The organism is Saccharibacter sp. 17.LH.SD, from assembly GCF_009834805.1.
In the GTDB taxonomy this organism is placed as follows: domain Bacteria; phylum Pseudomonadota; class Alphaproteobacteria; order Acetobacterales; family Acetobacteraceae; genus Saccharibacter.
Map to the genome: position 1 here is coordinate 297,719 of NZ_WVHO01000010.1, position 24,989 is coordinate 322,707.

General features: G+C 49.9%; 19 protein-coding genes and 1 tRNA gene. 4 read left to right on the forward strand and 16 right to left on the reverse strand.

Features of this window, described 5'->3' with window-relative positions:
- Nucleotides 1-57: 57 nt before the first annotated feature.
- The 7 genes from GS501_RS05985 to GS501_RS06015 all read right to left on the reverse strand — a co-directional run bounded on the left by GS501_RS05985 (nt 58) and on the right by GS501_RS06015 (nt 8,401).
- Nucleotides 58-345, reverse strand: a complete 288-nt coding sequence (locus GS501_RS05985; RefSeq protein ID WP_160830952.1) for an HU family DNA-binding protein — start codon at nt 343-345, stop codon at nt 58-60.
- A gap of 139 nt (nt 346-484) precedes the next feature.
- Nucleotides 485-3,010 carry an endopeptidase La gene (gene lon, locus GS501_RS05990; RefSeq protein WP_160830953.1) on the reverse strand — a complete coding sequence of 842 codons (2,526 nt, stop codon included), beginning with the start codon at nt 3,008-3,010 and terminating at the stop codon, nt 485-487.
- A gap of 164 nt (nt 3,011-3,174) precedes the next feature.
- Nucleotides 3,175-4,443, reverse strand: a complete 1,269-nt coding sequence (gene clpX, locus GS501_RS05995) for an ATP-dependent Clp protease ATP-binding subunit ClpX (RefSeq protein ID WP_160830954.1) — start codon at nt 4,441-4,443, stop codon at nt 3,175-3,177.
- Nucleotides 4,444-4,530: 87 nt separating this feature from the next.
- Nucleotides 4,531-5,163, reverse strand: coding sequence for an ATP-dependent Clp protease proteolytic subunit (locus GS501_RS06000; protein WP_160830955.1), 633 nt, complete (start codon nt 5,161-5,163; stop codon nt 4,531-4,533).
- 153 nt (nt 5,164-5,316) lie between these two features.
- Nucleotides 5,317-6,648 (reverse strand): trigger factor, encoded by a 1,332-nt coding sequence (tig, locus tag GS501_RS06005; protein ID WP_160830956.1) that lies wholly within the window; start codon nt 6,646-6,648, stop codon nt 5,317-5,319.
- A 59-nt stretch (nt 6,649-6,707) separates the two neighbouring features.
- A tRNA-Leu gene (locus GS501_RS06010) sits at nt 6,708-6,792 on the reverse strand.
- A 169-nt stretch (nt 6,793-6,961) separates the two neighbouring features.
- Nucleotides 6,962-8,401, reverse strand: a complete 1,440-nt coding sequence (locus GS501_RS06015) for an NAD(P)H-hydrate dehydratase (RefSeq protein ID WP_160830957.1) — start codon at nt 8,399-8,401, stop codon at nt 6,962-6,964.
- A gap of 61 nt (nt 8,402-8,462) precedes the next feature.
- Here GS501_RS06015 and GS501_RS06020 point away from each other — a divergent pair, with 61 nt between their 5' ends.
- From GS501_RS06020 to GS501_RS06030, 3 genes are all read left to right on the forward strand, one after another.
- Nucleotides 8,463-8,906 (forward strand): hypothetical protein, encoded by a 444-nt coding sequence (locus tag GS501_RS06020; protein ID WP_160830958.1) that lies wholly within the window; start codon nt 8,463-8,465, stop codon nt 8,904-8,906.
- 681 nt (nt 8,907-9,587) lie between these two features.
- Complete coding sequence (locus tag GS501_RS06025) at nt 9,588-11,183, forward strand: DEAD/DEAH box helicase (protein WP_408906236.1); 1,596 nt, start codon at nt 9,588-9,590, stop codon at nt 11,181-11,183.
- A 2-nt stretch (nt 11,184-11,185) separates the two neighbouring features.
- Complete coding sequence (locus GS501_RS06030; RefSeq protein WP_160830959.1) at nt 11,186-12,487, forward strand: class I SAM-dependent RNA methyltransferase; 1,302 nt, start codon at nt 11,186-11,188, stop codon at nt 12,485-12,487.
- A gap of 36 nt (nt 12,488-12,523) precedes the next feature.
- On the opposite strand, the gene GS501_RS06035 is transcribed toward GS501_RS06030, so the two are convergent.
- The 8 genes from GS501_RS06035 to GS501_RS06070 all read right to left on the reverse strand — a co-directional run bounded on the left by GS501_RS06035 (nt 12,524) and on the right by GS501_RS06070 (nt 19,960).
- Complete coding sequence (locus GS501_RS06035; protein WP_160830960.1) at nt 12,524-12,880, reverse strand: iron-sulfur cluster assembly accessory protein; 357 nt, start codon at nt 12,878-12,880, stop codon at nt 12,524-12,526.
- Nucleotides 12,881-12,913: 33 nt separating this feature from the next.
- Complete coding sequence (locus GS501_RS06040; RefSeq protein WP_160830961.1) at nt 12,914-13,351, reverse strand: SUF system Fe-S cluster assembly protein; 438 nt, start codon at nt 13,349-13,351, stop codon at nt 12,914-12,916.
- Nucleotides 13,352-13,358: 7 nt separating this feature from the next.
- Complete coding sequence (locus GS501_RS06045) at nt 13,359-14,570, reverse strand: aminotransferase class V-fold PLP-dependent enzyme (protein ID WP_160830962.1); 1,212 nt, start codon at nt 14,568-14,570, stop codon at nt 13,359-13,361.
- Entirely contained in the window at nt 14,563-15,765 is a 1,203-nt protein-coding gene (gene sufD / locus GS501_RS06050) for a Fe-S cluster assembly protein SufD (protein ID WP_160830963.1), read from the reverse strand. Before sufD ends, GS501_RS06045 begins: the two co-directional genes overlap by 8 nt.
- Nucleotides 15,762-16,532, reverse strand: coding sequence for a Fe-S cluster assembly ATPase SufC (gene sufC, locus GS501_RS06055; RefSeq protein ID WP_160830964.1), 771 nt, complete (start codon nt 16,530-16,532; stop codon nt 15,762-15,764). The genes sufD and sufC overlap by 4 nt, the downstream gene beginning before the upstream one ends.
- 3 nt (nt 16,533-16,535) lie before the next feature.
- Nucleotides 16,536-18,020 (reverse strand): Fe-S cluster assembly protein SufB, encoded by a 1,485-nt coding sequence (sufB, locus tag GS501_RS06060; RefSeq protein WP_160830965.1) that lies wholly within the window; start codon nt 18,018-18,020, stop codon nt 16,536-16,538.
- 12 nt (nt 18,021-18,032) lie between these two features.
- Nucleotides 18,033-18,503 carry an SUF system Fe-S cluster assembly regulator gene (locus tag GS501_RS06065; protein WP_160831110.1) on the reverse strand — a complete coding sequence of 157 codons (471 nt, stop codon included), beginning with the start codon at nt 18,501-18,503 and terminating at the stop codon, nt 18,033-18,035.
- A 185-nt stretch (nt 18,504-18,688) separates the two neighbouring features.
- Entirely contained in the window at nt 18,689-19,960 is a 1,272-nt protein-coding gene (locus tag GS501_RS06070) for a DUF445 domain-containing protein (RefSeq protein ID WP_160830966.1), read from the reverse strand.
- A gap of 135 nt (nt 19,961-20,095) precedes the next feature.
- Here GS501_RS06070 and GS501_RS06075 point away from each other — a divergent pair, with 135 nt between their 5' ends.
- Complete coding sequence (locus GS501_RS06075; protein WP_160830967.1) at nt 20,096-22,891, forward strand: phosphoenolpyruvate carboxylase; 2,796 nt, start codon at nt 20,096-20,098, stop codon at nt 22,889-22,891.
- 129 nt (nt 22,892-23,020) lie between these two features.
- Here the strand turns inward: GS501_RS06075 and GS501_RS06080 are convergent, their stop codons facing one another.
- A complete protein-coding gene (locus tag GS501_RS06080; RefSeq protein WP_160830968.1) occupies nt 23,021-24,886 on the reverse strand; it encodes a Hint domain-containing protein in 1,866 nt (621 codons plus the stop codon).
- Nucleotides 24,887-24,989 lie beyond the last annotated feature (103 nt).

Sequence of the window (24,989 nt, forward strand, 5' to 3'; positions counted from 1 at the left end):
CAGCAAAAACGAAACCAGGCCATCTAGATGATAGCCTGGCCCGTCGCGCATAAAGCGTTACTTGCTTACAGCGTCTTTTAAGCCCTTACCTGGCTTAAACCGTACAGACGTAGAGGCGGGAATATCAATTTCCTCACCTGTACGTGGATTACGCCCTTTGGCAGCCTTACGCGTTGCTGTCACGAAGCTTCCGAACCCGACCAGACGGACTTCTTGCCCTTTGGAAAGAGTTTTCTCGATTGTGCCGAAAACTGCATCCACAACTTCACTGGCTTTTGCCTTGGGCAGGTCAGCAGCGTCAGCTACAGAAGCGATCAATTCCTGCTTATTCAAGGGTTTCTCCATGATATGCCTTTCTGGTGGTGGGCGCACCACACTCCTTCCAACATGAGGAAAAGTATGATGCGCAGATTAGGATCAACGAACTGCACTATGAAGCGGTTTTTATCCGCGTCAACTAGTGGAATCACTTAAACTGCCAAAGTCAGTGGCGATAGGACTGAGAAAGCACACCTGACGCCTCTTTCTCTCCTTTTCGTTCCAATAAGGCCTCCGGCGTTAAAGGTTCTGGTCGACGTGTCAAAGCCACTTCAAGAACATCATCCATGTGCTTCACAGGAATGATGGTCAACACTTGACGCACATTCTCAGGAACTTCAACGAGGTCTTTAACATTTGCTTCTGGAATCAGAACCGTCGTAATCCCCGCTCGGACTGCCGCCAAAAGCTTTTCCTTCAACCCGCCAATTTCCAATATGCGACCGCGCAATGTCACTTCGCCTGTCATCGCCACATCGTGTCGAACAGGGATACGGCTCATCACACTAACAAGCGATGTTGTCAATGCACCCCCTGCTGAAGGCCCATCTTTTGGAATAGCCCCTTCAGGAAGATGAATATGAACATCTGTCTTTTCAAACAGCGCTGGATCAATCCCGAACTCAACAGCACGTGATTTCACATAAGAAAACGCCGCTGCTGCGCTCTCCTTCATGACATCACCCAGCTTACCCGTGAGTTTAATGTTCCCTTTCCCCGGCAAAGCCAGACTTTCGATGGTCAGAATCTCGCCTCCCACCTGTGTCCAAGCCAGACCTGTCACAATCCCTACTTGGTCTTCTTGCTCTGCCTTGCCATGGTGATAACGTGGAACTCCGGCATAATGCTCCAAATTATCTACCGTGATCTTCACATGGTCGACCTTACCACTTGAAATCTCACGTACGACCTTACGGGCTAAACGGGCGATCATTCTCTCAAGATTACGAACACCCGCTTCACGCGTGTAAGAGCGAATAAGCTCAACCAGAGCCTCCTCAGAAATCTCCCACTCGCTTGGCTTAAGATTATGCGACTTCTCCTGCTTGCTCAGCAAATGACGACGCGCAATCTCAACCTTCTCCTCTTCTGTATAACCAGAGAGGCGAATGATCTCCATACGATCCAAAAGAGGTTGTGGCATATCCAGTGAATTCGCCGTTGTGACAAACATCACATCAGACAAATCATACTCAACTTCTAGGTAATGATCCCCAAAAGTGCTGTTCTGCTCTGGATCCAAAACCTCCAACAAAGCTGATGTTGGATCGCCACGCCAATCCGCACCGAGTTTGTCAATCTCATCCAGCAAGAAAAGGGGATTGGATACACCCGCCTTCTTCATTCCCTGAATGATTTTGCCCGGCATAGCCCCGATATAGGTGCGACGGTGCCCTCGTATCTCGGACTCATCACGCATACCGCCAAGCGACATACGCACGTACTTACGCCCTGTTGAGCGAGCAATCGAACGCGCTAAGGATGTCTTCCCCACCCCTGGCGGCCCAACCAAGCACAAAATCGGCCCTTTGAGTTTCTTCGAACGGCTCTGAACCGCAAGATACTCCAAGATCCTCTCTTTTATTTTCTCTAAGCCGTAATGATCGTTATCAAGAACCTCTTCGGCTTTTTCGAGCGAACGCGTAATCCGTGAACGCTTGTTCCACGGAACATTCACAATCCAATCAAGGTAATTGCGAACAACGGTCCCTTCAGCCGACATTGGGCTCATGCCACGCAACTTCTTCAGTTCCGCACGCGCTTTGCCTCTTGCTTCTGAGGTAAGGTCGAGCTTTTCGATTTTATCTTCAAGCTCGCTCAACTCATCGCGGCCATCTTCGCCTTCGCCAAGCTCTTTTTGAATGGCCTTCATTTGCTCATTCAAATAATACTCGCGCTGCGTCTTCTCCATCTGCTTTTTAACGCGATTTCGAATACGCTGCTCGATTTGAAGTACGTCTATTTCTGCTTCCATATGAGCAAAAACCTGCTCAAGACGTGCTTCCACCTGCGGCATTTCCAAAAGCTCTTGCTTCTCCGCAATGCGCAAATTCAGATGACCGATGATCGTATCCGCTAACCGTGATGGGTCATCAAGTTGGTTAACAGCCGCCAAAATTTCAGGAGCTACCTTTTTATTGAGGCGAGCATATTCCTCAAAGCGCCCCATCGCAGAACGCGCCAACGCATCACGACCACTTTTCGTGCCGCTATAATCGTCAGCAATATCCTCTATCGTCGCAACGAAATGGTCTTCCCCTTCATCCTGAAGGTCCACCAGGCGTACACGACGTATCCCCTCCACCAGAACTTTGACCGTTCCATCTGGGAGCTTCAATAATTGAAGAACATTCGACACCGTGCCAACACGATAGATATCGTCAGCGCGCGGGTCATCCAATGCGACATCTTTCTGCGCGACCAAAACGATTTCGCGCTGATCAGCAGGCAAGCTCTCCAACGCACGAATAGACTTATCCCGCCCGACAAAAAGCGGAACAATCATATGTGGGAAAACAACAATATTTCTTAACGGAAGAACAGGCAACGTCACTAAAGAGCTACGATCTGCCTCATTCTTTTTCTTCGCTGCAACGCGACGGCGCGTTTTTTTTACCGTATCACTGCTTTTCTTTTCAGAAACAGTAGCCGTTTTGCGGCGACGCGTTTTGGGTTTTGTTTCTTCAGTCATTATACGGGATCTCCACCAAGGACGATCAACCGCCCCCTTGCCCCATCAATGGGCACAAAAAGGGCGGGCTCTGTTTTACCTTACACCTAATGTGGTGCGCACCGACACGTTGAACAATACCTGCCCTATGAGAGACTCATAGAACAGATCTCCTTTTACAATCGTTAAGAAGACGTCTCAGTCACGGGCGATTCTTCCTGGCGATAGACATAAGCAGGCTTTGCCCTATCTTCTGCCACATCGCGGTTCACAATCACCTTTTCAACATCAGTTCTCCCGGGAAGATCAAACATCGCCTCCATTAAAATCTTTTCCAAAATAGAACGCAAGCCGCGTGCTCCGGTTTTGCGCTCAATCGCCCGTTTCGCAATGGCTTGAAGAGCATCATCCGTAAAAACAAGCTCGACATTATTCATCTGGAACAGACGCACATATTGCTTCACCAACGCATTGCGTGGCTCACTGAGAATGCGAACAAGGGCAGCCTCATCCAAGCCTTCCAGCGTTGCAATAACGGGAAGACGCCCGATGAACTCTGGAATAAGGCCGTATTTCATCAAATCTTCGGGTTCAACATCCGTCAGAATTTCACCTAGCTGGCGAGTATCTTCTGAACGAACATCAGCACCAAAGCCAATAGCCTTCCCTTTGCCTCGCGCACTGATGACTTTATCCAGCCCGGCAAAAGCCCCGCCACAAATGAACAGCATATTGGTTGTATCAACTTGCTGCATTTCTTGCTGCGGATGTTTACGCCCTCCCTGTGGAGGCACAGACGCAATCGTCCCTTCCATCATTTTCAGCAGAGCTTGCTGAACACCCTCACCGGAAACATCACGCGTAATGGAAGGGTTCTCAGCCTTACGAGAAATTTTATCAATCTCATCAATATAGACAATACCCCGCTGCGCACGCTCGACATTATGATCCGCTGCTTGCAGAAGCTTGAGGATGATATTCTCTACATCCTCACCAACGTAGCCTGCTTCTGTAAGCGTCGTCGCATCCGCAATGGTAAAGGGAACATCCAAGATACGGGCGAGCGTCTGTGCCAAAAACGTCTTACCCGTTCCTGTCGGACCAATCATCATGATGTTCGACTTACCAATCTCAATGTCGCTATCATGCTTCTCGATATGGCTTAGTCGACGGTAATGATTATGGACCGCTACAGAGAGGATCTTCTTGGCCTCAGCCTGGCCGATAACATATTCATCCAAAATAGCACAGATCTCACGTGGGGTTGGGAGCCCCCCACGCTTTTGAGATGAATTCGTACTACGCTCTTCGCGAATAATATCTGCACACAGCTCCACGCATTCATCACAGATAAAAACGGTCGGACCCGCGATCAGCTTACGTACTTCGTGCTGAGACTTCCCGCAAAACGAACAATAAAGGGTGTTCTTGGAGTCGCTATCTTTCTCGCTCATCACAGTTCCTCTTACCCTGCAATCTATTAGTCAATCACAGGCAAGTTCAGACGCATCCAAATTACAAAAAACGAATATCCGTCCGTGTTATTTCTCAGCTGGGTGACGAAGAACAACCTCATCAACCAACCCAAAATCGCGCGCTTCATGGGCTGATAGATAGCGATCCCGCTCCAGGGTTTCTTCAATCTCTTGCAGCGTACGGCCTGTATGCTCACGATAAATCTCATTAAGGCGGCTACGGATTTGCAAAATTTCACGCGCCTGAATTTCAATATCGGAAGCCTGCCCTTGCGCCCCACCAGAAGGCTGGTGGACCATAACACGGGCATTCGGCAAACAGAAACGGCGTCCTGGCTCCCCTGCCGCTAGCAACAACGATCCCATCGATGCGGCCTGTCCGATACAAACCGTGCTCACCGGTGACCGAATATACTGCATCGTATCATACATCGCCAAACCGGCGGAAACGACGCCTCCGGGGCTATTGATATAGAACGAAATTTCTTTGTCAGGATTAACGCTTTCTAAATATAAAAGCTGTGCGCACACCAACGACGACACCTGATCATAAACAGGGCCTGTTAGAAAAATGATGCGTTCCTGGAGAAGACGGGAATAAATGTCAAACGCACGCTCACCCCGAGATGTCTGCTCAACAACCGTCGGCACGAGAGTGCTGTCAAAAACTTCAAAAGGGTTGCGGTCCCCAATGGCCATAATCTCTTTTCCTCTATGCCTCCCCTCATCTCACTATCAGGGGATAGACTCTAATTCCCTCAGAGATGGGGCAGGAAATGTCGTTCGTCAAAGGGGACCGGGCAAAAACGGCAGAAAAGGGTGCCAGATGCCCGACACCCCCTACGCCTATGCTCAGTCCGCTGCCTCAGGCATATCAGCCAATTCCTCGGGAGTCACTTCCTTCTCGGTAACTTCTGCCAATTCAATCAAATAATCGACAACTTTGTTCTCAAGAAGAGGTCCACGCAGGCTCTCAATGGCTTGTGGGTTTTTGGTGAAATACTCAAAAACCATCTGCTCTTGGCCAGGATAGCGACGTGCTTCCTGCTGCATAGCACCCATCAACTCTTCACGAGAAACCTGGATCTCTTGCTTGCGACCAATCTCCGAGAGAAGTAACCCTAATTTTACACGGCGTTCCGCAATCTTGCGGTATTCCTGACGAAGGGTTTCTTCATCCTTAGCCGAGTCTTTCTCATCAAGACGATCAGCCTTACGCTCTTCTTCAATACGCGCCCAGATCTGGTTAAACTCTGCGTTAACCATATTTTCAGGCGCTTCAAAATTAATTTTCTCAGCCAAAGCGTCGAGCAAATCACGTTTAATACGCATACGGGAGAGCTGCGTATATTCACCCTCAGCTTGCTCGCTGATGATCTTACGAACTTGCTCTAAGTTCTCTAATCCCAAAGACTTCGCAAGCTCATCATCGATCGCTGGATCAACAGCTCTTTTAAGAGCTTTTGCCTTCAGATCAAATGTTGCTTCCTTACCAGCAAACTCAGCAGCCTGGTAATCAGCAGGGAATGTCACGGCGATGGTACGCTCATCACCAACCTTCATCCCTTCCATCTGCTCAGAGAAGCCTGGGATAAAACCTTCACCACCGATTTCAACATTTACATCTTCGGCGGAGCCACCATCAAAGGCCTCACCATTGATCTTACCAACGAAATCAACTGCCAGAACGTCACCCTGAGCCGCTGGACGATCTTCTTCAATCGTCTCAAACGTACGGTTACGACGTGCCACATCAGCCAAAGCCTTCTCAACGACGTCATCAGCAACCTTGCTGACCAAACGCGTCAGCTTCAATCCTGACATATCTGGGATTTCGATCTCTGGCAGGATTTCCATCTCGAGAGTGAATTCGAGATCCTTACCATCCTCAGCCGCTGAAACGAGGTTGACCGTTGGCTGACCAGCTGGACGGATATTCTGTTCAGTCAGCAGCTTATCCACGCTTTCTTGAACCAGCTTTTCCATCGCTTCAGCCCGAACGGATTGGCCATAACGCTGACGCACGACACTTGCAGGCACTTTACCAGGACGAAAACCCGGAAGACGAACATCACGTGCAACTTCTGCTAAACGAGCGTCACAACGAGCCTGCAGGTCAGCAGACGGAACAACAACAGTGAAGGAACGCTTAAGACCTTCGTTGAGCGTGGGCGTAACCTGCATGAGCCAGGCGATCCTCTCGGTCGGAATGGTTAGAAATTCATCGTTTTAGGAGATTGCCTTGGTACGGGCGGAGGGACTTGAACCCCCACGACTTTCGCCACCAGAACCTAAATCTGGCGTGTCTACCAATTCCACCACGCCCGCATAAACCAAACGGCCTTATATCTCCCTAGGGATGGCTTGTTATCCGCCAAACCTCGGTGAAGGGGGATTTAGCGCATGATCGCTTCCACGACAAGTGCCTCTCTCTCTTCAAAAGAGGTTTTTTTCCTTAAGTCAGAGTTTTTCCTCTTTATTAAAGGCATTTTGACACTCACTTTTCGGCCATTTCCCGTGCTTTTCCTAGAACAGACACCAAATCCTCAGCAATTGGCCACCCCCCTCGCTCCGTAGCCGCCTGATATCCAGCTTCTCCGTGAACCCAAACGCCGGCACAGCTCGCCATAAAAGCATCCATCCCAGCAGCGATAAATGTCGCAATGACACCACTCAAAACATCTCCAGAGCCTGCCGTTGCTAATGCAGCGGAGGCGTGGCGATTGATCACAACCCGTCCATCAGGCGCCACAATCAAGGTATCAGCGCCCTTCAGCACAACGACGCTATTCAGCCTATGAGCCACAGCACGGACAGAAGCCACACGATCTTTCTTAGGCTGCCCAAAGAGTCGCGTAAATTCTCCCAAGTGAGGCGTTATGACACTCACCCCCTTCAAGCGATCTGGATCCCCGACAGCCCAACCAAGAGCCCCAGCATCACCCACCACATGACGCTGCCCCTTCAGGAGCATCGGGAGCACACACCCTACCTCATCCGGCGTCAAACCGGGACCACAAACCCATACATGACGCCGTGCATCATCCAGTATGGCCACGCCTTCTAGCGATTCGATAATTACACCTGGTGCGGCGATTCGATAAAAATTTTCTGCCTGCTGTGCCACTGTCATTCTCACAAGACCCGCCCCTACACGGCGCGCCGCCTCAGCAGACAAAAGAGCCGCACCTGGCATCGTGGCCCCACCACAAAGGCTCACAACACCACGCGAATATTTATGGTCTTGGGAATGTTGCGTCGGAAGCTTCCATAAACCCGGATTATTTTCCCAATAACGCGGCTGAACCGCTTCTAAAGATGACGTTGGCATGGTGATGTCCACACAGATACTCTGCCCACACAACGCCGCACCAGGGTGTAATAAATGCGCAGGACGGCGCCTCACGAACGCAATCGTCATCTCGCACGGAGCCACATCCCCCATCATTTCCCCGGTCTCGCCGTGCAACCCGGATGGCAAATCAATCGCAACAATATGGGAGGACGCGCTTAAAAATACTTCTACCTCTTGAGGAAGATCGCGCGACATCCCTGCCCCAAACACAGCATCCACCACTAACCCAGCACGTTGTGCTTCCTCTGAGGTAAAGGGCACAATGGGCCCCGTCCATTGCTGTGCAGCCTGCTCAGCCAAAGAGCCCTCACGTGGCCGTGCTAGTGCCGCGACAGCAACGGGCCAGCCCCAAGCCTGCAAATGGCGTGCTGCCACATAACCATCTCCACCATTATTCCCCGGCCCACACGCCACCACGACACGACATGGCCGAAAATGCTGACGAATCAGGCGCGCCACCATCAACCCCGCATAAGCCATCAAATCTTTCAGAGAATTTTTCGCTTTTTCATCCATAACCCGCGTCTCTTGAGGAGTTAGCAAGGCATATGGCGATAAAGAAACGTGATCAGAGTGAGACATAAGGCGATCTTCCCTCTATAAGTGGCAAAGATATCGACAAATATAACCCTTTGAGGAACCCATGTTCAGTTCTGTTATATGGAGTCTGATCCTTGCGTTACACTTACTCTGTATCGCCTATTGGGTCGGTGGAGCACTCTACTGTTTGCAACTCCGTCGTGCCACTCGGTTACTCGAGCCCGCACAAACCACCATTGTTTTATTGCAATCCTATAGCCGCTACTTGCGCGCTTTGTGGCATGTTATCCCGACAGCGTTCGTCACAGGAATCGCCCTCTTCGTAAAAATGGGCTTTCATTTGCCATGGCCTTATCATCTCATGGCCTTCTGCGGCATTGTCATGTCCGCCATCTTCGCGTCAATGATCCTTGGCCCTCTCCGCACAGCACGACGCGCTATCCGGCCACAACCACAAACTTTTGCCTCCCTTCACACACGAACAGCCCTTATGGCGCTTTTTGGTGTTATCGCCATCATTGCAGGCGCTCTCAGCCATAGCTTTTGAGAGGGTTTTTTTAAGACGCGCATATTAACTAATTATCGTCTTTAGCTTGCCTTCCAGGGAATTTGACTATAACGGGAAGTGTACGGTAAATGGATACGACCTTATACGTCGTTTCTGTAGTGTTATATGTCGGCTCTGTGTTATCGGCATAGGCCGGCATCCCCTTACTATTAGTGTTTCGAGAGTCATTTGAGCACCAAGACAGCATCCAGTTCGTCAACATCCCGCAATGGCGCAACGTCTCGCACACGGAAGGCGTCCACGTCTCGTAAGCAGACACATTATTCTCCCGAGCATGGCGATCTTCCGCCTGAAGATGTTGTGGCGTCTGACGATAATGCTGCTCCAAAAGTTCGTAAAACAACACGTCGGCGCACGGCAACCTCAAAAAAGACTGATGATTCCGTGGCGGCCCCCATTAATACTGAGGACGCACCCGTCGCGAAAACGACCAGAACACGCAAGCGTGTCTCTGTCTCAACGCAAGACGACTCGGAACCTGCCGTCACAAAACGTAAACGCAAAACAAGTGCAGCAAACGAAGCAACATCTCCGGAAGCTGAACTGATGCCCAGTGCAGGGGCCGAAGATTCTGTTGCAAAGCCGAAACGTCGTGGCAGAAAGCCTGCTGCTGCCAAAAAGGTTGAGTTACCCGCTTCGGAAACCGTGTCTTCCGAAGAAATGCCCGTTCCAGCAAAGCCTCGGCGCCGTGTGACCCGTAAAAAGCTTTCTAAAGCTGAAGAAGAAAAATCCTCTGCATTGCCAGCGGCAACTGTAAGCGATGCACAAGAAGAACGCATCGCCCTGCCGGACACCCATGTTTCTTCGAACACTGCTAAAAAAGACGAAGCGCCCTCTCCCGCGAAACAGGAAAATACGCTGTCTTTCCAGAGCTTGAATCTTTCTGCCCCGATCCTGCGCGCCATTGATGAGATGGGCTATACGCACCCAACCCCTATCCAGGAACGTGCCATTCCTGAAATTCTGGGCGGGTGGGATGTCTTGGGTGTTGCCCAAACGGGGACAGGAAAAACAGCATCTTTTACCCTACCTCTTTTAGAGAAATTATCTAAATCACGTGGTCGTGCGCGTATGCCGCGTTCGCTCATTCTTGAGCCAACACGTGAACTTGCTCTCCAAGTCGCTGATAATTTTGAAAAATATGGTAAATATCTTCGCCTAAACCATGCCCTCCTTATTGGTGGAGAAAGCATGAATGAGCAGCGCGAGAAGCTCAATCAAGGCGTTGATGTGCTCATCGCAACACCTGGCCGTTTGATTGATCTTTTTGATCGTGGTGGGTTGCTACTCACTCAAACAGACTTGTTGGTTATTGATGAAGCCGACCGCATGCTTGATATGGGCTTCATCCCTGATATTGAGCGAATCGTAAGCTTGCTGCCTTGGCATCATCAGACATTATTTTTCTCTGCCACAATGGCACCAGAGATCCGTCGCTTGGCCGATAAGTTCCTTTCTTCTCCGCGCGAAATAACTGTTTCGCGCCAATCTTCTGTTGCCAGCACCATCACAGAACGTCTTTTCTTAGTTGAAAAAGACAAAAAACCTGAGGCATTGCTCTCCTTGGTTCAAAATCAGGATGTTGATAATGCCATCGTCTTTTGCAATCGCAAACGCGATGTCGATATGCTGCAATCCTACCTTGCCCGCAAACATCTCTCGGCTGGTCATCTCCACGGAGACCTAACGCAATCTTTGCGTTTTTCAACGCTGGAACGTTTCCGTTCTGGAGACCTAAAAATCCTCGTATGCTCCGATGTTGCGGCACGCGGTATCGACATTGGAGGGCTTTCATATGTCTTTAACTATGACCTCTCTTTCAACGCGGAAGATTACGTACATCGCATCGGCCGTACTGGACGCGCGGGAAAAGAGGGACACGCTTTCAGTTTAGCAACACCTGATGAGCGTCCCCTTTTAGAAGCCATTGAGAAACTCACAAAGAAGACAATTGAACGTGGGACAATAGAGGGATTCCCATCCTTAGAATGGCGCAGTGACGATAACGAGACGCCGCCCGATCCCTCAACCCCTCGTGGGAAAAAGGAACATGAGCCTCGGCAACGCGCCCCTAAACAAGCCCGGCATAATAAGTCTTCAGACCGTCCTTCACGTGAGGAAGACCGTTCTTCACGCAACAAACATCATGGCCTCTTGCCTCCTGTTCCAGAGAAGGACGATATGCAGCATGGGTTTGGGGAGAATGTTCCAGCTTTTATGAAGGTTTCCTTCCGCCCTACCCCTCGTAACGATTAAGCATGGAAGCCACTTCGCCGCTACATCACCGCCTTCCAGTAGAAGGCCTCGGCCATTCAGGTGATGGTTTTATCCGTTATCAGGGGCGTGTTGTCTATATTCCAGGCGCTCTCCCTGGTGAACATGTTGTGCTTCGTCTAAACGGAGAACAGACGGACCTTTTGAAACACGAAGTGACGTCGCCCGTGAGAGTGGTGCCGCCTTGTTCTCTCTTTGGTGAATGTGGCGGTTGCGCAATGCAACACATGGCATTGCCTGCCGTTTTGGAATGGAAGGTCTCGCGTGTTCGTCATGCGTTAGAGAATGCGGGTTTTTCCTCTCTTCCTTCTCCGGAAACATTTCAGGCCCAACCGGCCCATCGCCAGCGTGTCGACTTAGCGATACAACGCGTTCCTGGCTCTGTTGTCCTAGGACTGCATCGCCGCCAAGGTGATCCCGTTGACATGACGGAATGCACGGTGCTTCATCCTCAAATAATGGGGCTTTTACCTCCCCTTCGTGAGGTTTTGGGGTCATTAGGAGCACTCACAGGCCGAGGCGCTCTCGCGATTAACCTCTTTGACAGCGGCCCTGACCTTACACTTGAAATTCCTGGCACACTCTCCAGTTCCGACCGAGGTAAACTCGCTGATTTCGCTAAAAACCAGGCTATTCCACGTATCACATGGCGCCCTAGCGCAACGGCAAATGTAGAAACTGTCGTGCAATGGAGCCCTGTTTATCATCATTTTGGTGAAAAACGTGTCTCTCCACCCCCTGCTTCTTTCCTACAGGCAACACGTGATTCAGAGCAGGCTATTGTAAATGCCGTTCTAAAAAAACTTCCAACGCTTAATCGTAAAGATCGTATCGTCGAACTTTACGCAGGCTGCGGCACTATTACATTTCCAATGGCTGAGAAAGGACAGGTTAAAGCCTTCGAGGGTAATGCAGATGCTATTAAGGCCCTCAATAGTGCAACTCATGGGACCCGTGCCGAAGGGTTTACGCGCGACCTCAACCGCCAACCCCTTCTTCCACATGACCTCAAAAATGCGCGTGTGGTTGTTCTTGACCCCCCATATAACGGCGCAGGGAAGCAAATTTCCCCCCTCGCACAATCGGACTGCCGGGATATAATCTATGTCAGCTGCAATCCAACAGCCCTGACCAAAGACCTTACTCTATTGAAGAAGGCAGGTTATGAGATTTTCGGGTGGCACGTGATTGATCAATTCTTATGGTCTGGTGAAGTTGAGGCCGTTATCGCCCTATCACGCGATGCAAAACGCCTTCGTAAGGCAAAAAAAAAGCGAGAAGAGTAACCTCTCCTCGCTTCCCACACGGGACACGCATCGCCGTTAAACGTGAAAGCTTTCACCACACCCGCAACGCCCTTTTTCGTTCGGATTTGTAAAAGTAAAGCCCGATTCTAGATCTTTAACCGCGTAATCCATCACGGTTCCGATCAGAAAAAGCGTTGCTTTTTGGTCAACAAGCAAAACAAGCCCTTGGTCATTCACGCGTTCATCACCCGGCATTGGCTGATCTACGAAATCCATCTCGTAAGACAAACCTGAACACCCGCGTTTCCCAACACTAATGCGAAGCAACTTCCCGTGCTGCGCTCCTGCATAGAGGGCCTTTAGACGCTCCGCCGCACGATCGGTCATGGTCAATAAGGGAGGCAGAGCGCGAGACGGTTTCATTTCAGCCATATTAGAACCCTCTTTCATCATACTCATACGATCTCAGAACATATTGAGAGCGAGACGTGCACCATCGCTCATCCGGCTCATATCCCATGGTGGATCCCACACAACGTTCACCTTCACCTTCTTAACCGTCGCAACGGAAAGAACAGCATAGCGAACCATCTGTGGGAGTTCCTGCGCACTTGGGCAATTAGGAGCCGTCAGAGACATCTCAATCTCAACACGCCCATCATCGTGCAGGTCAATCGCATAGATCAAACCAAGTTCATAAACATTGACGGGAATTTCAGGATCATAAACTGTCTCCAGTGCCGCAATAACCTCTTCCTGAGTGGGCGGCGCATCAATAGGTGGGGGGACAAGCACTTCCTCACCGTCTGGAAACGCTGCAGAAGCAGGAATCGCTAACGGTTCCGCCTCTTCAGGTGTTGGTGTAACGCCCTCACCTTTTTCATGAACATCAGAAATGGTCATATTTCCCTCACGTAAGTAATGCCCGTGCGCGTTCTAGCCCTTCAGCCAACGCATCAATCTCGTGACATGTCGTATAAATACCTATGCTCGCCCGCGTCGTTGAAGACAGCCCCAAGCGCGTTAGAAGAGGCTCCGCACAATGTTGCCCTGCACGTACCGCAATACCTTGCCTGTCGAGTAACACAGCCAAATCGTGCGGATGCGCTCCATCTAAAAGGAAGGAAAAAACTCCACCTCGCTCTGCTGGATCCCCTAAAATACGCAACCCCTTAATGGCCTCTAAACGTGCCCTCGTATAAGAGGTAAGTTCTTGTTCGTGAGCTTCAATAGTCTGCGCGCCAAGACTTTCCACAAAACGGATCGCCTCACCTAGACCAATGACTTCTAAGATAGGTGGCGTCCCAGCTTCAAAACGATGAGGCACATCTGCCCACGTCGCTTTTTCAAATGATACGGAGCGGATCATTTCACCCCCGCCCAGAAAAGGAGGAAGCTCTTCTAGAAAGGCTTTACGTCCCCACAAAACTCCTACGCCTGTTGGGCCGTAGAGTTTATGCCCTGTAAAAACAATAAAATCTGCCCCAATAGCCTGCACATCAACTCGGCGATGTACAATGGACTGTGAGGCATCGAAAATAATCTTCGCACCATAGTGATGAGCAAGAGACGCTAACTTTTGAGCGGGCGTGATCGTCCCTAACACATTCGACATATGTGTCACGGAAACAAGCGCGACCTTCCCATCAGAAAGCAGACGCTCATACGCCTCTATATCCAAATCCCCATTATCGTGAATGGGGGCAACCCGCAACTCAATCCCAATACGGTCACGCAACAGCAACCATGGCACGATATTAGCGTGATGCTCCAATTCGGAGATCACAACGGCCTGACCTGGCTTGAGACTATTGCCCAGCGTGTGAGCCAGAAGGTTCAGTCCTTCCGTGCTATTGCGCGTAAACACCACCTCATGAGCATCAGGCGCATTAATGAAACGTGCGACATCGTGGCGCACACTCTCATAGGCCGCCGTCGTGCGCTCACTCATCGCATAAAGCCCGCGATGGATATTCGCATAACAATGTCGTGCAGCTTCACCCATAATATCAATAACGCAATCAGGCTTCTGCGCTGATGCTGCGCTATCAAGAAAAACCAACGGTTTCCCATGTACATGTTCAGACAAAATGGGGAAGCGAGCACGCACTGTATCAGTCATGACCTGGAACATTCCTCAACAGATAATTTTGCAGCTCTTCATCATCCAGCATCTCAAACGCCTCACGGAGGAAGGCTCTTACGAGAATATCCCGTGCTTGATCCCCTGGGACGCCACGTGATTGAAGATAAAAAAGCTGCTCTTCATCTAAGGCACCGACAGTCGCACCATGACTGCACTTTACATCATCGGCGTAAATCTCAAGCTCTGGCTTGCTATTCATCTGTGCTTTTTCAGATAAAAGAAGCGCCTGATTCATCTGATAGCCATCAGTTTTCTGAGCAATCTGATCAACCAAAATCTTACCCTGAAAAACACCTTGAGCACTATCCGACAAAACCGTCCGCACCGTTTGGCGAGAGGTACATTCTGGCGCTGCATGATGAATCATGGACGTTAAGTCGTTCAGACGTGCACCGTCTAACAACTGAACTCCATTCACATTCGTATGCGCATGCTTCTCTTGAAGAGTTGTCACCACTTCGTGACGGGCCAGCACACTCCCCTGGTTCAAGGTGAAACTGTTGTAATTGCCACGCTCCGCCACATCGGCGGCAACAATGCCAAGATGTGCGGCCTCTTTGCTCTCTCGCTGATGCTTCACATGCCGTAAATGAGCCCCTTTGGCACAAACGACCTCAATTTGCGGATTAGAAAGATAATGCCCATACCCGCCTTGCACATCCAAGAGCGTTAAAGAAGCCCCCTCCTCCAACACAATGCGATGACGCAGATGAATGGATACATCCTTCCCTTCAGAGAAGCTTACCAGCGTCAGCAACCCAGCATGAACACCAGCTGGAACGCGAATATGCAAACCTTCCTTACGCAAAGCGGCGTTAAGCCCAGCGGAAAAACGCCCGATAAGCGCAGGAGTTTCCTGCCCTGCTTGGATTGGCTTCCCTTCATCCACAATCTCTTTTGGTAACGAAGAGAAGGAAGACACCCTTACGCCATTAGCAAATACCACGCGTCCCTGCGAAGCAGGAAGATCTAAGCCATCCAAATAGGCTTGAATCTTGTCATCGGAGAGAGATGTTGGATCTCCCCATGCCGTCTTCCCAAGAGACTGCAATGGCGTGTAATGCCACGCTTCTATGCGCCGTGTTGGTAAACCTTGATCGCCGAGGAAATGCGCCTGAACCCCAGCCCGTTCCTTCCAAGCTGCCCAGGCGCGTACATTTTGTTCACTCACGCTGCCGCCTCAAGAAACTGTTTATAGCCCTTCGCTTCCAACTGCTTTGCCGTTTCCGGACCACCACTATGGATGATGCGCCCATGTGCCATAACATGCACACGATCAGGAACAATATAATCCAACAAACGCTGGTGATGGGTAATAATCAGCGCTGAGAAATCAGGACTACGCAGCGAGTTGACCCCTTCTGCGACAATCCGCAAAGCATCAATATCAAGCCCACTATCGGTTTCATCTAAGATGGCCAAAGATGGGTCGAGGAGGCGCATTTGCAGCACCTCATTCCGCTTTTTCTCACCACCAGAGAAGCCTACATTCACGGCGCGCTTTAACATCTCATTGGACATGGAAAGACGTGCCGTCTCTTCTCGTGTCCGTTTCAAAAAACTGACAGCATCCAGCTCTTCTTCACCGCGCGCACGCCGGATAGCATTCACAGCCGTGCGCAAAAAGTTGGCGTTATTAACACCTGGGAGCTCTATAGGCGCTTGAAAAGCCAAGAAAATTCCCAAAGCCGCACGCTCTTCCGGCTCTAAAGCAAGGAGATCTCGCCCTTTAAAGGTCGCGGTCCCGCCTGTCACTTCATAATCTTCACGCCCGGCAAGCGTGTAAGACAAGGTGGATTTCCCTGAGCCATTCGGCCCCATAATAGCGTGCACTTCCCCTTTAGGGAGCACCAAATCCACCCCTTTAAGAATTTCCTTCGGGGTGCCATCAGCATCAATTTGTGCCTTGAGGCCCTGAATGTTCAAAAAATCACTCATTTTTTACCCCACACTTCCTTCAAGACTGATCTGAAGCAATTTTTGTGCTTCGACAGCAAATTCCATTGGTAATTCTTTAAGAACTTCTCGACAGAAGCCGTTTACAATCAACCCAACCGCTTCTTCTTCCGAAAAACCACGCGAGCGGCAATAAAACATCTGATCTTCCGATATCTTCGATGTCGTCGCTTCATGTTCGATACGAGCGCTCAGATTGCGGCTTTCAATATAAGGCACCGTATGAGCACCACATTGATCACCAATCAGCAAACTATCGCACTGCGTAAAGTTCCGGCCATTACGTGCCTTAGGCTGCATCCGCACCAGCCCACGATAGGTACTGTCTGACTTCCCAGCGGAAATCGTTTTCGCAACAATCGTTGACCGTGTATCGGGAGCCAAGTGAATCATCTTCGTGCCCGTATCGGCCTGCTGATGACGGTTCGTCACGGCAACCGAATAAAACTCTCCCACGGAGCCCGTTCCTGCCAAAATGCAAGACGGATATTTCCATGTAACAGCAGACCCTGTCTCAACTTGCGTCCACGAGATACGCGACCGTGCCCCTTTACACAAACCACGCTTCGTCACAAAATTGTAGATCCCGCCTTTACCGTTTTCATCACCAGGATACCAATTCTGCACCGTTGAATATTTGATGGACGCCTCTTCCATCGCCACAAGCTCAACAACGGCGGCATGAAGCTGGTTTTCATCACGTTGCGGTGCTGTGCATCCTTCTAAGTAGGAAACAGTCGCCCGATCTTCCGCGATAATGAGTGTCCGCTCAAATTGTCCTGTATTTCGCGCATTAATACGGAAATAGGTTGAAAGCTCCATGGGGCAGCGCACACCTTCTGGCACGTACACAAACGAACCATCTGTGAAAACGGCTGAATTCAGAGCCGCAAAGAAATTATCGCCAGGGGGCACAACACTACCGATATACTGCCGCACCAAGTCAGGATAATCCCGAATAGCTTCAGAAATGGGACAGAAAATCACCCCAGCTTCAGCCAGTTGCTTGCGGAACGTTGTCGCCACCGAAACGCTATCAAACACAGCGTCAACAGCAACAGGAGAACGACCTTCCCCCGCTCCTTCTACACCGGCAAGAAGCTCTTGCTCATGTAAAGGAATACCCAGCTTTTCGTAGGTTTTGAGCAGTTCAGGATCAACCTCATCAAGGCTTTTGGGCCCTGGCTTCTTCTTAGGCTGAGCGAAATAGTGCGCATCCTGATAATCAATTTTCGGATATTTTACTTTAGGCCAACGAGGCTCTTCCATTTCCTGCCACGCACGAAACGCCTTCAGACGCCATTCTAGCATCCATTCAGGCTCGCCCTTCCGCTCTGAAATCAGGCGAACGATATCCTCATTCAAGCCTTTCGGAGCGATTTCCATCTCAATATCTGTCTCAAATCCCCACTCATAGCCTGAGTCAGCAATCTTTTCGACAGTTTCACGGGTTTCCGATACAGCCGGCATGATTTCCCCCTGCTAGCCAGATACCAGCATATCTTTTGTTCTGACTTTATCGTTCGGCGCTGAATCTTGCGCCTCCAAACTTAGCCCCCCAGGCTTTGCCATATCCGCTAGAGTAATCCCCTCTAACGTCCGACAAATGGCCTGATTGACCATATCCCACTGCCCTGAAAGCCCACAGGTTTCCCCATGGTTGCATTCACGGCCATCACAGCAGGCGGTCACACAGATCGGCCCATCCACAATCCTGATGACACGCGCAACAGAAATATGGTCCAACTCTTCAGCTAAACGGTATCCCCCACGTGCTCCACGATAGGATTCCACCAACTTTCCGGCGGCTAACCCTTTGAGGAGCTTCGCGACCGTTGGCTCGGGTATACCTGTCTCCTGCGCAAGGGTCGTCGCTGTTGTGAGTTCTCCGCGACGTCCTAAACGCACAAGGATAACGGCTGCATAGTCAGTGAGTTTGGAGAGTCTCAGCACAATAAATAACCCAGAACCTGTTACGTGGCATTTAAGACCTGTATAGTCCTCTTTAATGGTTTGGCCCATAAGCCGCTCTAGGTCAAGATATTTCTACTTATGTGTGTCTATCAGCTTTTCTTATAAGGAAGCCTTAAGTTGTTCTCTTCCCAACGGCCATCAACAACATGGAGATACGCCTTTTTTCAACCAAAGAGGAGACCAAAAAAAACTTCTAAGAAAGCACCCACTAAGAAACCAACCACGGTACCATTAATACGAATAAACGCTAAATCCTGCCCGACACCATTCTCCAAACGTTCTGTCAAACTCGTAGAATCCCACTTCTCCATAACTCTCGGGATGAGGGCTGCAACCTCTTGGCGAATACCCGGAACAATATACAAAATGCCCTTACTCACGAGCTGATTAATTTTATTCGAAAACTCCGTATTGGTTTCTAAAACGCTTATCCCTTGTTGTAATAAGGCTTCTGAGGCTTCAGCGCCCCATCCATCATCGCGATGGCTGTCGTCTTCCGCCATCTTCCGTAGACGCCGCCAAAGCCCACCGCCCCATTCCTTTAACGTATCATGCGTCAGAAAATCCGCCATCCGGTCCATAATACGCGTGAGTTGCTCCGGGTTTTCTTCAAGCTCATCCAACTTTGTGTTAACCCATCGCGTAAAACCATGACGCAATTCCGAATTTTTGGGGTCAACACGTTCCAATTCTACCTTAAGAGCTCCCAATGCTTGAGAAGCCACTCTCCCGCCAATAGCCCATCCTACCAGACGTCCACCTTGCTCACGCACACGCTCTTCTACAAAACGATGCAATTCTCCCTCATGTGCCAAGACAAACTCTTTAAACTGCACAAGAAAGAACGAAAAAACTTCTTGATGTACGTCTTCATCCACCATCGCACGCATCGCACGGACAACAAGTGGAATGGCCCCTTCCCCTCGCAGAAAAATAGGGACCATATGCTCTAAAATGACTGTCCCTTGACCATTTTCCAGACGTTTTAGCAAACCCGGTATAATAGTACGAAAATGCCGTAACACGGCCTCTGTTACGGCAGGTTCCCGCAATGTCTTGACCACAACCTGCGTAAAATTGAAACGCCCGAGCAATACAGCCATATCGTGGTCTGTAAAAAAATGTTCCGCGACAAAACGCCCCAAAGCCTTACCAAGTTGCGCCTTACGTTTGGGTAAAATCGCCGTATGCGGGATTGGAATTCCCATAGGATGACGGAACAAAGCTGTCACCGCAAACCAATCAGCCAACCCACCAACCACACCGGCACGGGTACCAGAGCGAATAATATCCAGAGTAAAGGTTTCACCATAAAGGTGACGCCAATAAGGGAGGCTACTTCCCACAGCCGCCGCCCCCATACCAACCAACAGCATTGTGGCCAAACTCCCCGGTTTAGGCTTCTTCCACTTCTCTTGCTGTTGTTTTTTCGCCATAATGACTCTACGCCTCACTATTTGGAGCCCCATTCTGTAGCATGGTCCCCAGTGAACAGGAATGCTTGCGCTCTGAAGAGGATCATGAAACATTCCTCCCAGCCTCTATCTTGAAAAATAATGAGACCGATCCCGATGCCTGACCGCGCCTCCTTGACTGATGCCTCTCCCTCCGAGTTTGTTGACGTGTTAAGCGCCTCTCTTGATGACGCAACGCACAGCCTCCCTAAACTCATTACATCCTTGGCTGAGCAAAGCGGGTCTGAAAAAGGAATAGAGACGCTGGAGCATGTCGTGCGCCAGCTTCGTGATCAAAATTTTGCGACACGTGCCGATGCTCTCCGTCGGTATGTTGGGCTCGAGCAGCATGGTGAAATGGTGTCACCCTCCCTTCGCCTGGAACAAGCGGCAAAGAAACTTGTTGCTCAAGCTTCCTCTCCCGAAGCTCTTTCAGTCACCGATATTGCTGCGGTTTTTACAGCGCACCCCACCTTCGCCCTCGCCAATGAGGTGTATGATCTTCTTGCCCACCGTGCAGAAGACCCGTCATGTAACGTCCCCACACTCACAACGCATCGGCGTCCAGCACCACCAACCCTTGATGAAGAGCAAAGCCTTGCTCTTAAGGCCATCCAACGTGGCCGCGACTCCCTTGATGAACTTACTCATGCTATTTTACGCGCCGCCCGCAAACGCTGGCCTGCAGCACATGCGCTCACCCCTGCCCCGATCCGTCTTGCAACATGGGTTGGTTTTGACACGGATGGCCGCAATGACATTGGTTGGTGGGACACTATTCGCATCCGCCTTGGCTTAAAAATTGCCCAGCTTCATCGCCTTAATGATGGGCTCAACACACTTGGCCTTCAAAACACAGCCCTCGGACAGCGCGTTGCAACCGCCATTACGGCCACCACTGAACAGTTTGATGCCTGCCCCCGTTCTCAAAAACCAGGGAAACAACCCGCCCCAGAGGCAATTGCTACATTTGCACGCGATCTTATCGCACGTCACGATGCAGCCTTGCTTGACGCCCATTCTCTTCAACCGCTTTTCGATGAAGCCGCTCGTAATCTTTCTCCAGAACACGCCGAACAGCTGGATGTCATTCGCACAGGCTTTGTAACGCATGGGCTGAGCTTGGCCCATATTCACACACGTCTTAATGCCGCTCAGATTTATAACGTTGCCCGCACACGTCTGGGTCTCACAGATGACCCAACGCTACCTTTCCATCGGCAAGCGCTCCTAACGCATATTGATGCCGCTATGGATGAGCTTGAGCCCTTGGCCGTTGATTTCGGCGCCCTCTTGGTAGAGCCCAGCGCCGCAGCACGTCTCATGATGACCATGGCGCAAATCCTGAAACATATTGATTCAGGTGCGCCGATCCGCTTCCTCATCGCGGAGACGGAAAGCGGCTATACATTACTCGCAACTCTGTGGTTGGCGCGTCTCTTTGGCATCAAAGACCACCAAATTGAAATTTCACCTCTTTTCGAAACAGCTTCTGCTCTTGAAGATGGTGAAACAATCTTGGAAGAAGCTTTCCGCTCCCCGCATTGGCGTCACTATCTCCGCGCGAACGGAAGACTATCCCTGCAATTTGGTTATTCCGACTCTGGGCGTTATGTCGGACAAATTGCCGCGGCGACTATGGTCGAGCGCCTACGTATGCGCACCCTCGCCCTTATGAAGGAATATGGCCTGCAAGATGTCGCCCTCACCATGTTCGATACACATGGTGAAAGCATTGGACGCGGAGCGCATCCTTTCAGCCTTAAAGAACGCCTGAGTTATTTCTCGCCTCCCCATACACGCCAAGCCTTTAAGGATGCTGGCATTAGCTATCGGGTTGAGACGGCTTTCCAAGGCGGCGATGGCTACGCTCTTTTTGGCACCAAGGCGCTCGCTAGCTCAACCATAGCCACCCTTGCAGAATGCGCGTCCACACAAAGAAACGATATTACTGAAGCAGAACGGCGTGACCCTCTTTATGATCGTCCCGATTTTGCCATGGACTTCTTCTCCACCATCGCCATGAAGATGGGGGATCTTGTGGATGACCCTGGCTATACAGCACTTCTAGGCGCTTTTGGACCTGCTTTAGTGGATAAAACAGGTTCACGTCCTTCTGCCCGTCAATCAGATACCGCAACCGTCAACCGGATTACCCATCCTGGGCAGATCCGTGCGATTCCCAATAATGCCATTCTTCAACAACTTGGCTGGTGGGCTAATATTCTTCATGGGCTTGGTGCAGCTGCAGAACGTCATCCTAAAACCTTTGCGCATTTGCAAAAGAATTCCCCTCGCTTCCGTCAACTAATGGATTTTGCTCATCAAGGGCTGGCCCATTCTGATATTAATATTTTACGGACAACCCTTCATCAGCTTGATCCCGGCACTTGGTTGAACCGTGCAGCGCATTGCAAAACAGAAGATGAACGCGCGCATTTCCTGAGCATTGCTCACGATCTAGAAGAACTTGAATTCTGGAAAACCGTTCCTGCGATGTTCCGCCGCATTCAACGTGACCATATTTCACTATGCAGCGCATGGCCCGAAGCCCCAACCATGGTGAGTGATGAAAAACTCCTGCATGTTATCCGCTTCGCTTTAATGGAGCACATTTGGCGGCTTTCAACCTACATTCCTTACTTCGGACCAAGAGGAACCTTAACGCGCGAAGCAATTACGACACTCATTCTGTGCCTCGATGTCCCCAGGGCCTTGCATCTATTGGATGATCTCTTCCCAATTACCGCACCAAGTATCGCGGATTTAGATTTTGGTGAACCAGGTGGTGCTGGCGTCGCTCAAGGCTTTGCGCGTGAGCATAAAGAAATCTTCCGCCCCTTACAGCGTTCTTTCGATCTTCTCCGAGAAGTTGGTATCGCCATCATGCACGCAAACCGCGTTTTTGGATGATCTGTAAGTTCTCAACAAAAAACTCCTGTCCCCCTCTCTTTCATAGGAGACGGCACAGGAGGAGGACATGCCCAACAACTTAAAACAACACCCCCGTGATAAGATAATGCACGGGGGTAAGCTATGTTTCTACGCGATCATTGCGACGTTTTCATGCTCTGTCTTTTTAAGAACATAAGGCCCTGCTGCTTTAATCTGAACAGCCAAAAGACCAATATTGCGGAACGAATGCTCTCCCAATGGCAGGACAGCATTACCGGTTGTCCAGCGCGTACCTTCTTCTCCAGAATCACCCCACCCTTCCAGAGTTTTCTCTGTTAAGTGAGCCGTGATAGCGCGTACCTGGTCGCCCTTAAAGACAACAATTTCACCAACTGAGACGCCAAAATAACGTCGATCATCAACGAATGGACCAATCACATCACTCGGGCGGCTTGCATTCGATACAAGACGCACCGATTTCACCCCGGCTGGAATGGAAAAGATAACACGCCCATTACGCTCACGCCGCTGACGAAGCAGCAACCCTGTATCGGTGATGAGATGTAAATCCATATCATCCGTTAATGTCGGCGCCACCGACTTCGCAGCGCACTGGATATGCTCTGCACGCGTCTCAATCTGGCGGAACAAAGGTTCAACAAATTCACGTGATACATCCAATGGCGCTGCTGCAGATTCATCCCACGTCAGACGACGCGTAAGAGTAGACATGGAATTGTCGTCATATTGATCAAACGCATGACGATTACCCGTATCTAGATAACTCTCGCTCAACATGCCATCCGCTATAATAACAGCATGATTCTTCGTTTCTATATGGTAATAGTCATAGGATGTGATCGACTTGTCATAGAACACTGAACGCCCATTAACGAGCATACGCACCGGTACGAACTTACCATCAAAGAACAAGCAATGTTCCGCGGTAATGAGCATATCCTTAAACGGCACACCCTCCGCAAAGGCATCTTTAAGGATACGAACAGGATAACCCGCTTTGTCATCTGTTAACTCTGGAGTAACGCGGCAATGCGCTTTTCCTGCCCATACAACTGGGCGCATAACCTGCTGGTTCTCACGCCAATCGAACGTAACCAGCTCATCACCCACACGGATATCTTCTACAGCCTTGTCACCATCAGCCGTCTGGATCATTGATCCTTCTAAGAAGCATGTAACAGGTGTAGCCTCTACCGTAATGGTACTGCCAGAATCTGAGACAGTCAGAGGCCCATTAGCTCCAACTTTATACGATCCAGCTGGGAAATTAATCCCCGTGACGGTCACTGAGGCAATTTTATTTCCCGAAGCATCAAAAATATCAATTGTTTGTGAAGATGTATCTCCAATCCCCAAAATACCCCCGGCATTTTTATTTGTTATTTTATAACTAACCGGGTCAGAGGGCATATTAATAAACTGAATATAATCGCGTGCGCTGTTAAACCCATTAATCTTTTGTGAGGTTAAGTTGATAATGGCACCACCCGTATTTGCAATATAGGTACCACCTCCTGTTCCGAAATTGATCGTCGTTGAAGACAATAGAGAACTAGTAGACAACGCCTCCGAAAACACACCCCCATTTGTTAAATTTACCGTCATTTTCGTCGCAGTACTACCAAGCTCACCAACTGTGGCTTTTAATGACCCACCATCTACATTAAATGTAGTGTTGGTCGCCGTCGCCACGAGAGCTGAATAATTGATAGCCCCACCAACCCAGATCGTACTGGTAACACCGGAAGCCAGGGTCATATTACCCGTAGCCCCTGGTGCCACAATGTAGTCCCCTGAACTTAAAATGTTAAAGTAGGATGATGCACCAGGGAAAAGAATACTCGTATTCGGAAGACTATCATTTGAATATACCGTATCCCCATTAGGATCGGTAATCTGTACGGATGAACTCGGGAAGAGTACATTCGTAATTAATCCAGAATTCGAATTTATCGAATAAACAGTACCTGAATCTGTGGAATAGTCGGTCATCTTTCCCTCACTGTATATAAGTCGGGTAGTGTCTTTTACTATAATTTGTTTTCACATGTTTTGCATCATATTAATGATGTTTAGATTTTATTTTTCAATGAAA

Excerpts from the sequence above, each read along its gene's own strand:
- lon (WP_160830953.1), bottom strand. The coding sequence starts at position 3,010 with ATGACTGAAGAAACAAAACCCAAAACGCGTCGCCGCAAAACGGCTACT.
- GS501_RS06045 (WP_160830962.1), bottom strand. The coding sequence starts at position 14,570 with ATGACTGATACAGTGCGTGCTCGCTTCCCCATTTTGTCTGAACATGTA.
- GS501_RS06000 (WP_160830955.1), bottom strand. The coding sequence starts at position 5,163 with ATGGCCATTGGGGACCGCAACCCTTTTGAAGTTTTTGACAGCACTCTC.
- GS501_RS06030 (WP_160830959.1), top strand. The coding sequence starts at position 11,186 with ATGGAAGCCACTTCGCCGCTACATCACCGCCTTCCAGTAGAAGGCCTC.
- GS501_RS06075 (WP_160830967.1), top strand. The coding sequence starts at position 20,096 with ATGCCTGACCGCGCCTCCTTGACTGATGCCTCTCCCTCCGAGTTTGTT.
- GS501_RS05985 (WP_160830952.1), bottom strand. The coding sequence starts at position 345 with ATGGAGAAACCCTTGAATAAGCAGGAATTGATCGCTTCTGTAGCTGAC.
- sufB (WP_160830965.1), bottom strand. The coding sequence starts at position 18,020 with ATGCCGGCTGTATCGGAAACCCGTGAAACTGTCGAAAAGATTGCTGAC.
- GS501_RS06080 (WP_160830968.1), bottom strand. The coding sequence starts at position 24,886 with ATGACCGACTATTCCACAGATTCAGGTACTGTTTATTCGATAAATTCG.
- GS501_RS06015 (WP_160830957.1), bottom strand. The coding sequence starts at position 8,401 with ATGTCTCACTCTGATCACGTTTCTTTATCGCCATATGCCTTGCTAACT.
- GS501_RS06025 (WP_408906236.1), top strand. The coding sequence starts at position 9,588 with ATGCCCGTTCCAGCAAAGCCTCGGCGCCGTGTGACCCGTAAAAAGCTT.
- clpX (WP_160830954.1), bottom strand. The coding sequence starts at position 4,443 with ATGAGCGAGAAAGATAGCGACTCCAAGAACACCCTTTATTGTTCGTTT.
- sufC (WP_160830964.1), bottom strand. The coding sequence starts at position 16,532 with ATGAGTGATTTTTTGAACATTCAGGGCCTCAAGGCACAAATTGATGCT.
- tig (WP_160830956.1), bottom strand. The coding sequence starts at position 6,648 with ATGCAGGTTACGCCCACGCTCAACGAAGGTCTTAAGCGTTCCTTCACT.
- GS501_RS06040 (WP_160830961.1), bottom strand. The coding sequence starts at position 13,351 with ATGACCATTTCTGATGTTCATGAAAAAGGTGAGGGCGTTACACCAACA.
- GS501_RS06020 (WP_160830958.1), top strand. The coding sequence starts at position 8,463 with ATGTTCAGTTCTGTTATATGGAGTCTGATCCTTGCGTTACACTTACTC.
- GS501_RS06070 (WP_160830966.1), bottom strand. The coding sequence starts at position 19,960 with ATGGCGAAAAAACAACAGCAAGAGAAGTGGAAGAAGCCTAAACCGGGG.
- GS501_RS06035 (WP_160830960.1), bottom strand. The coding sequence starts at position 12,880 with ATGGCTGAAATGAAACCGTCTCGCGCTCTGCCTCCCTTATTGACCATG.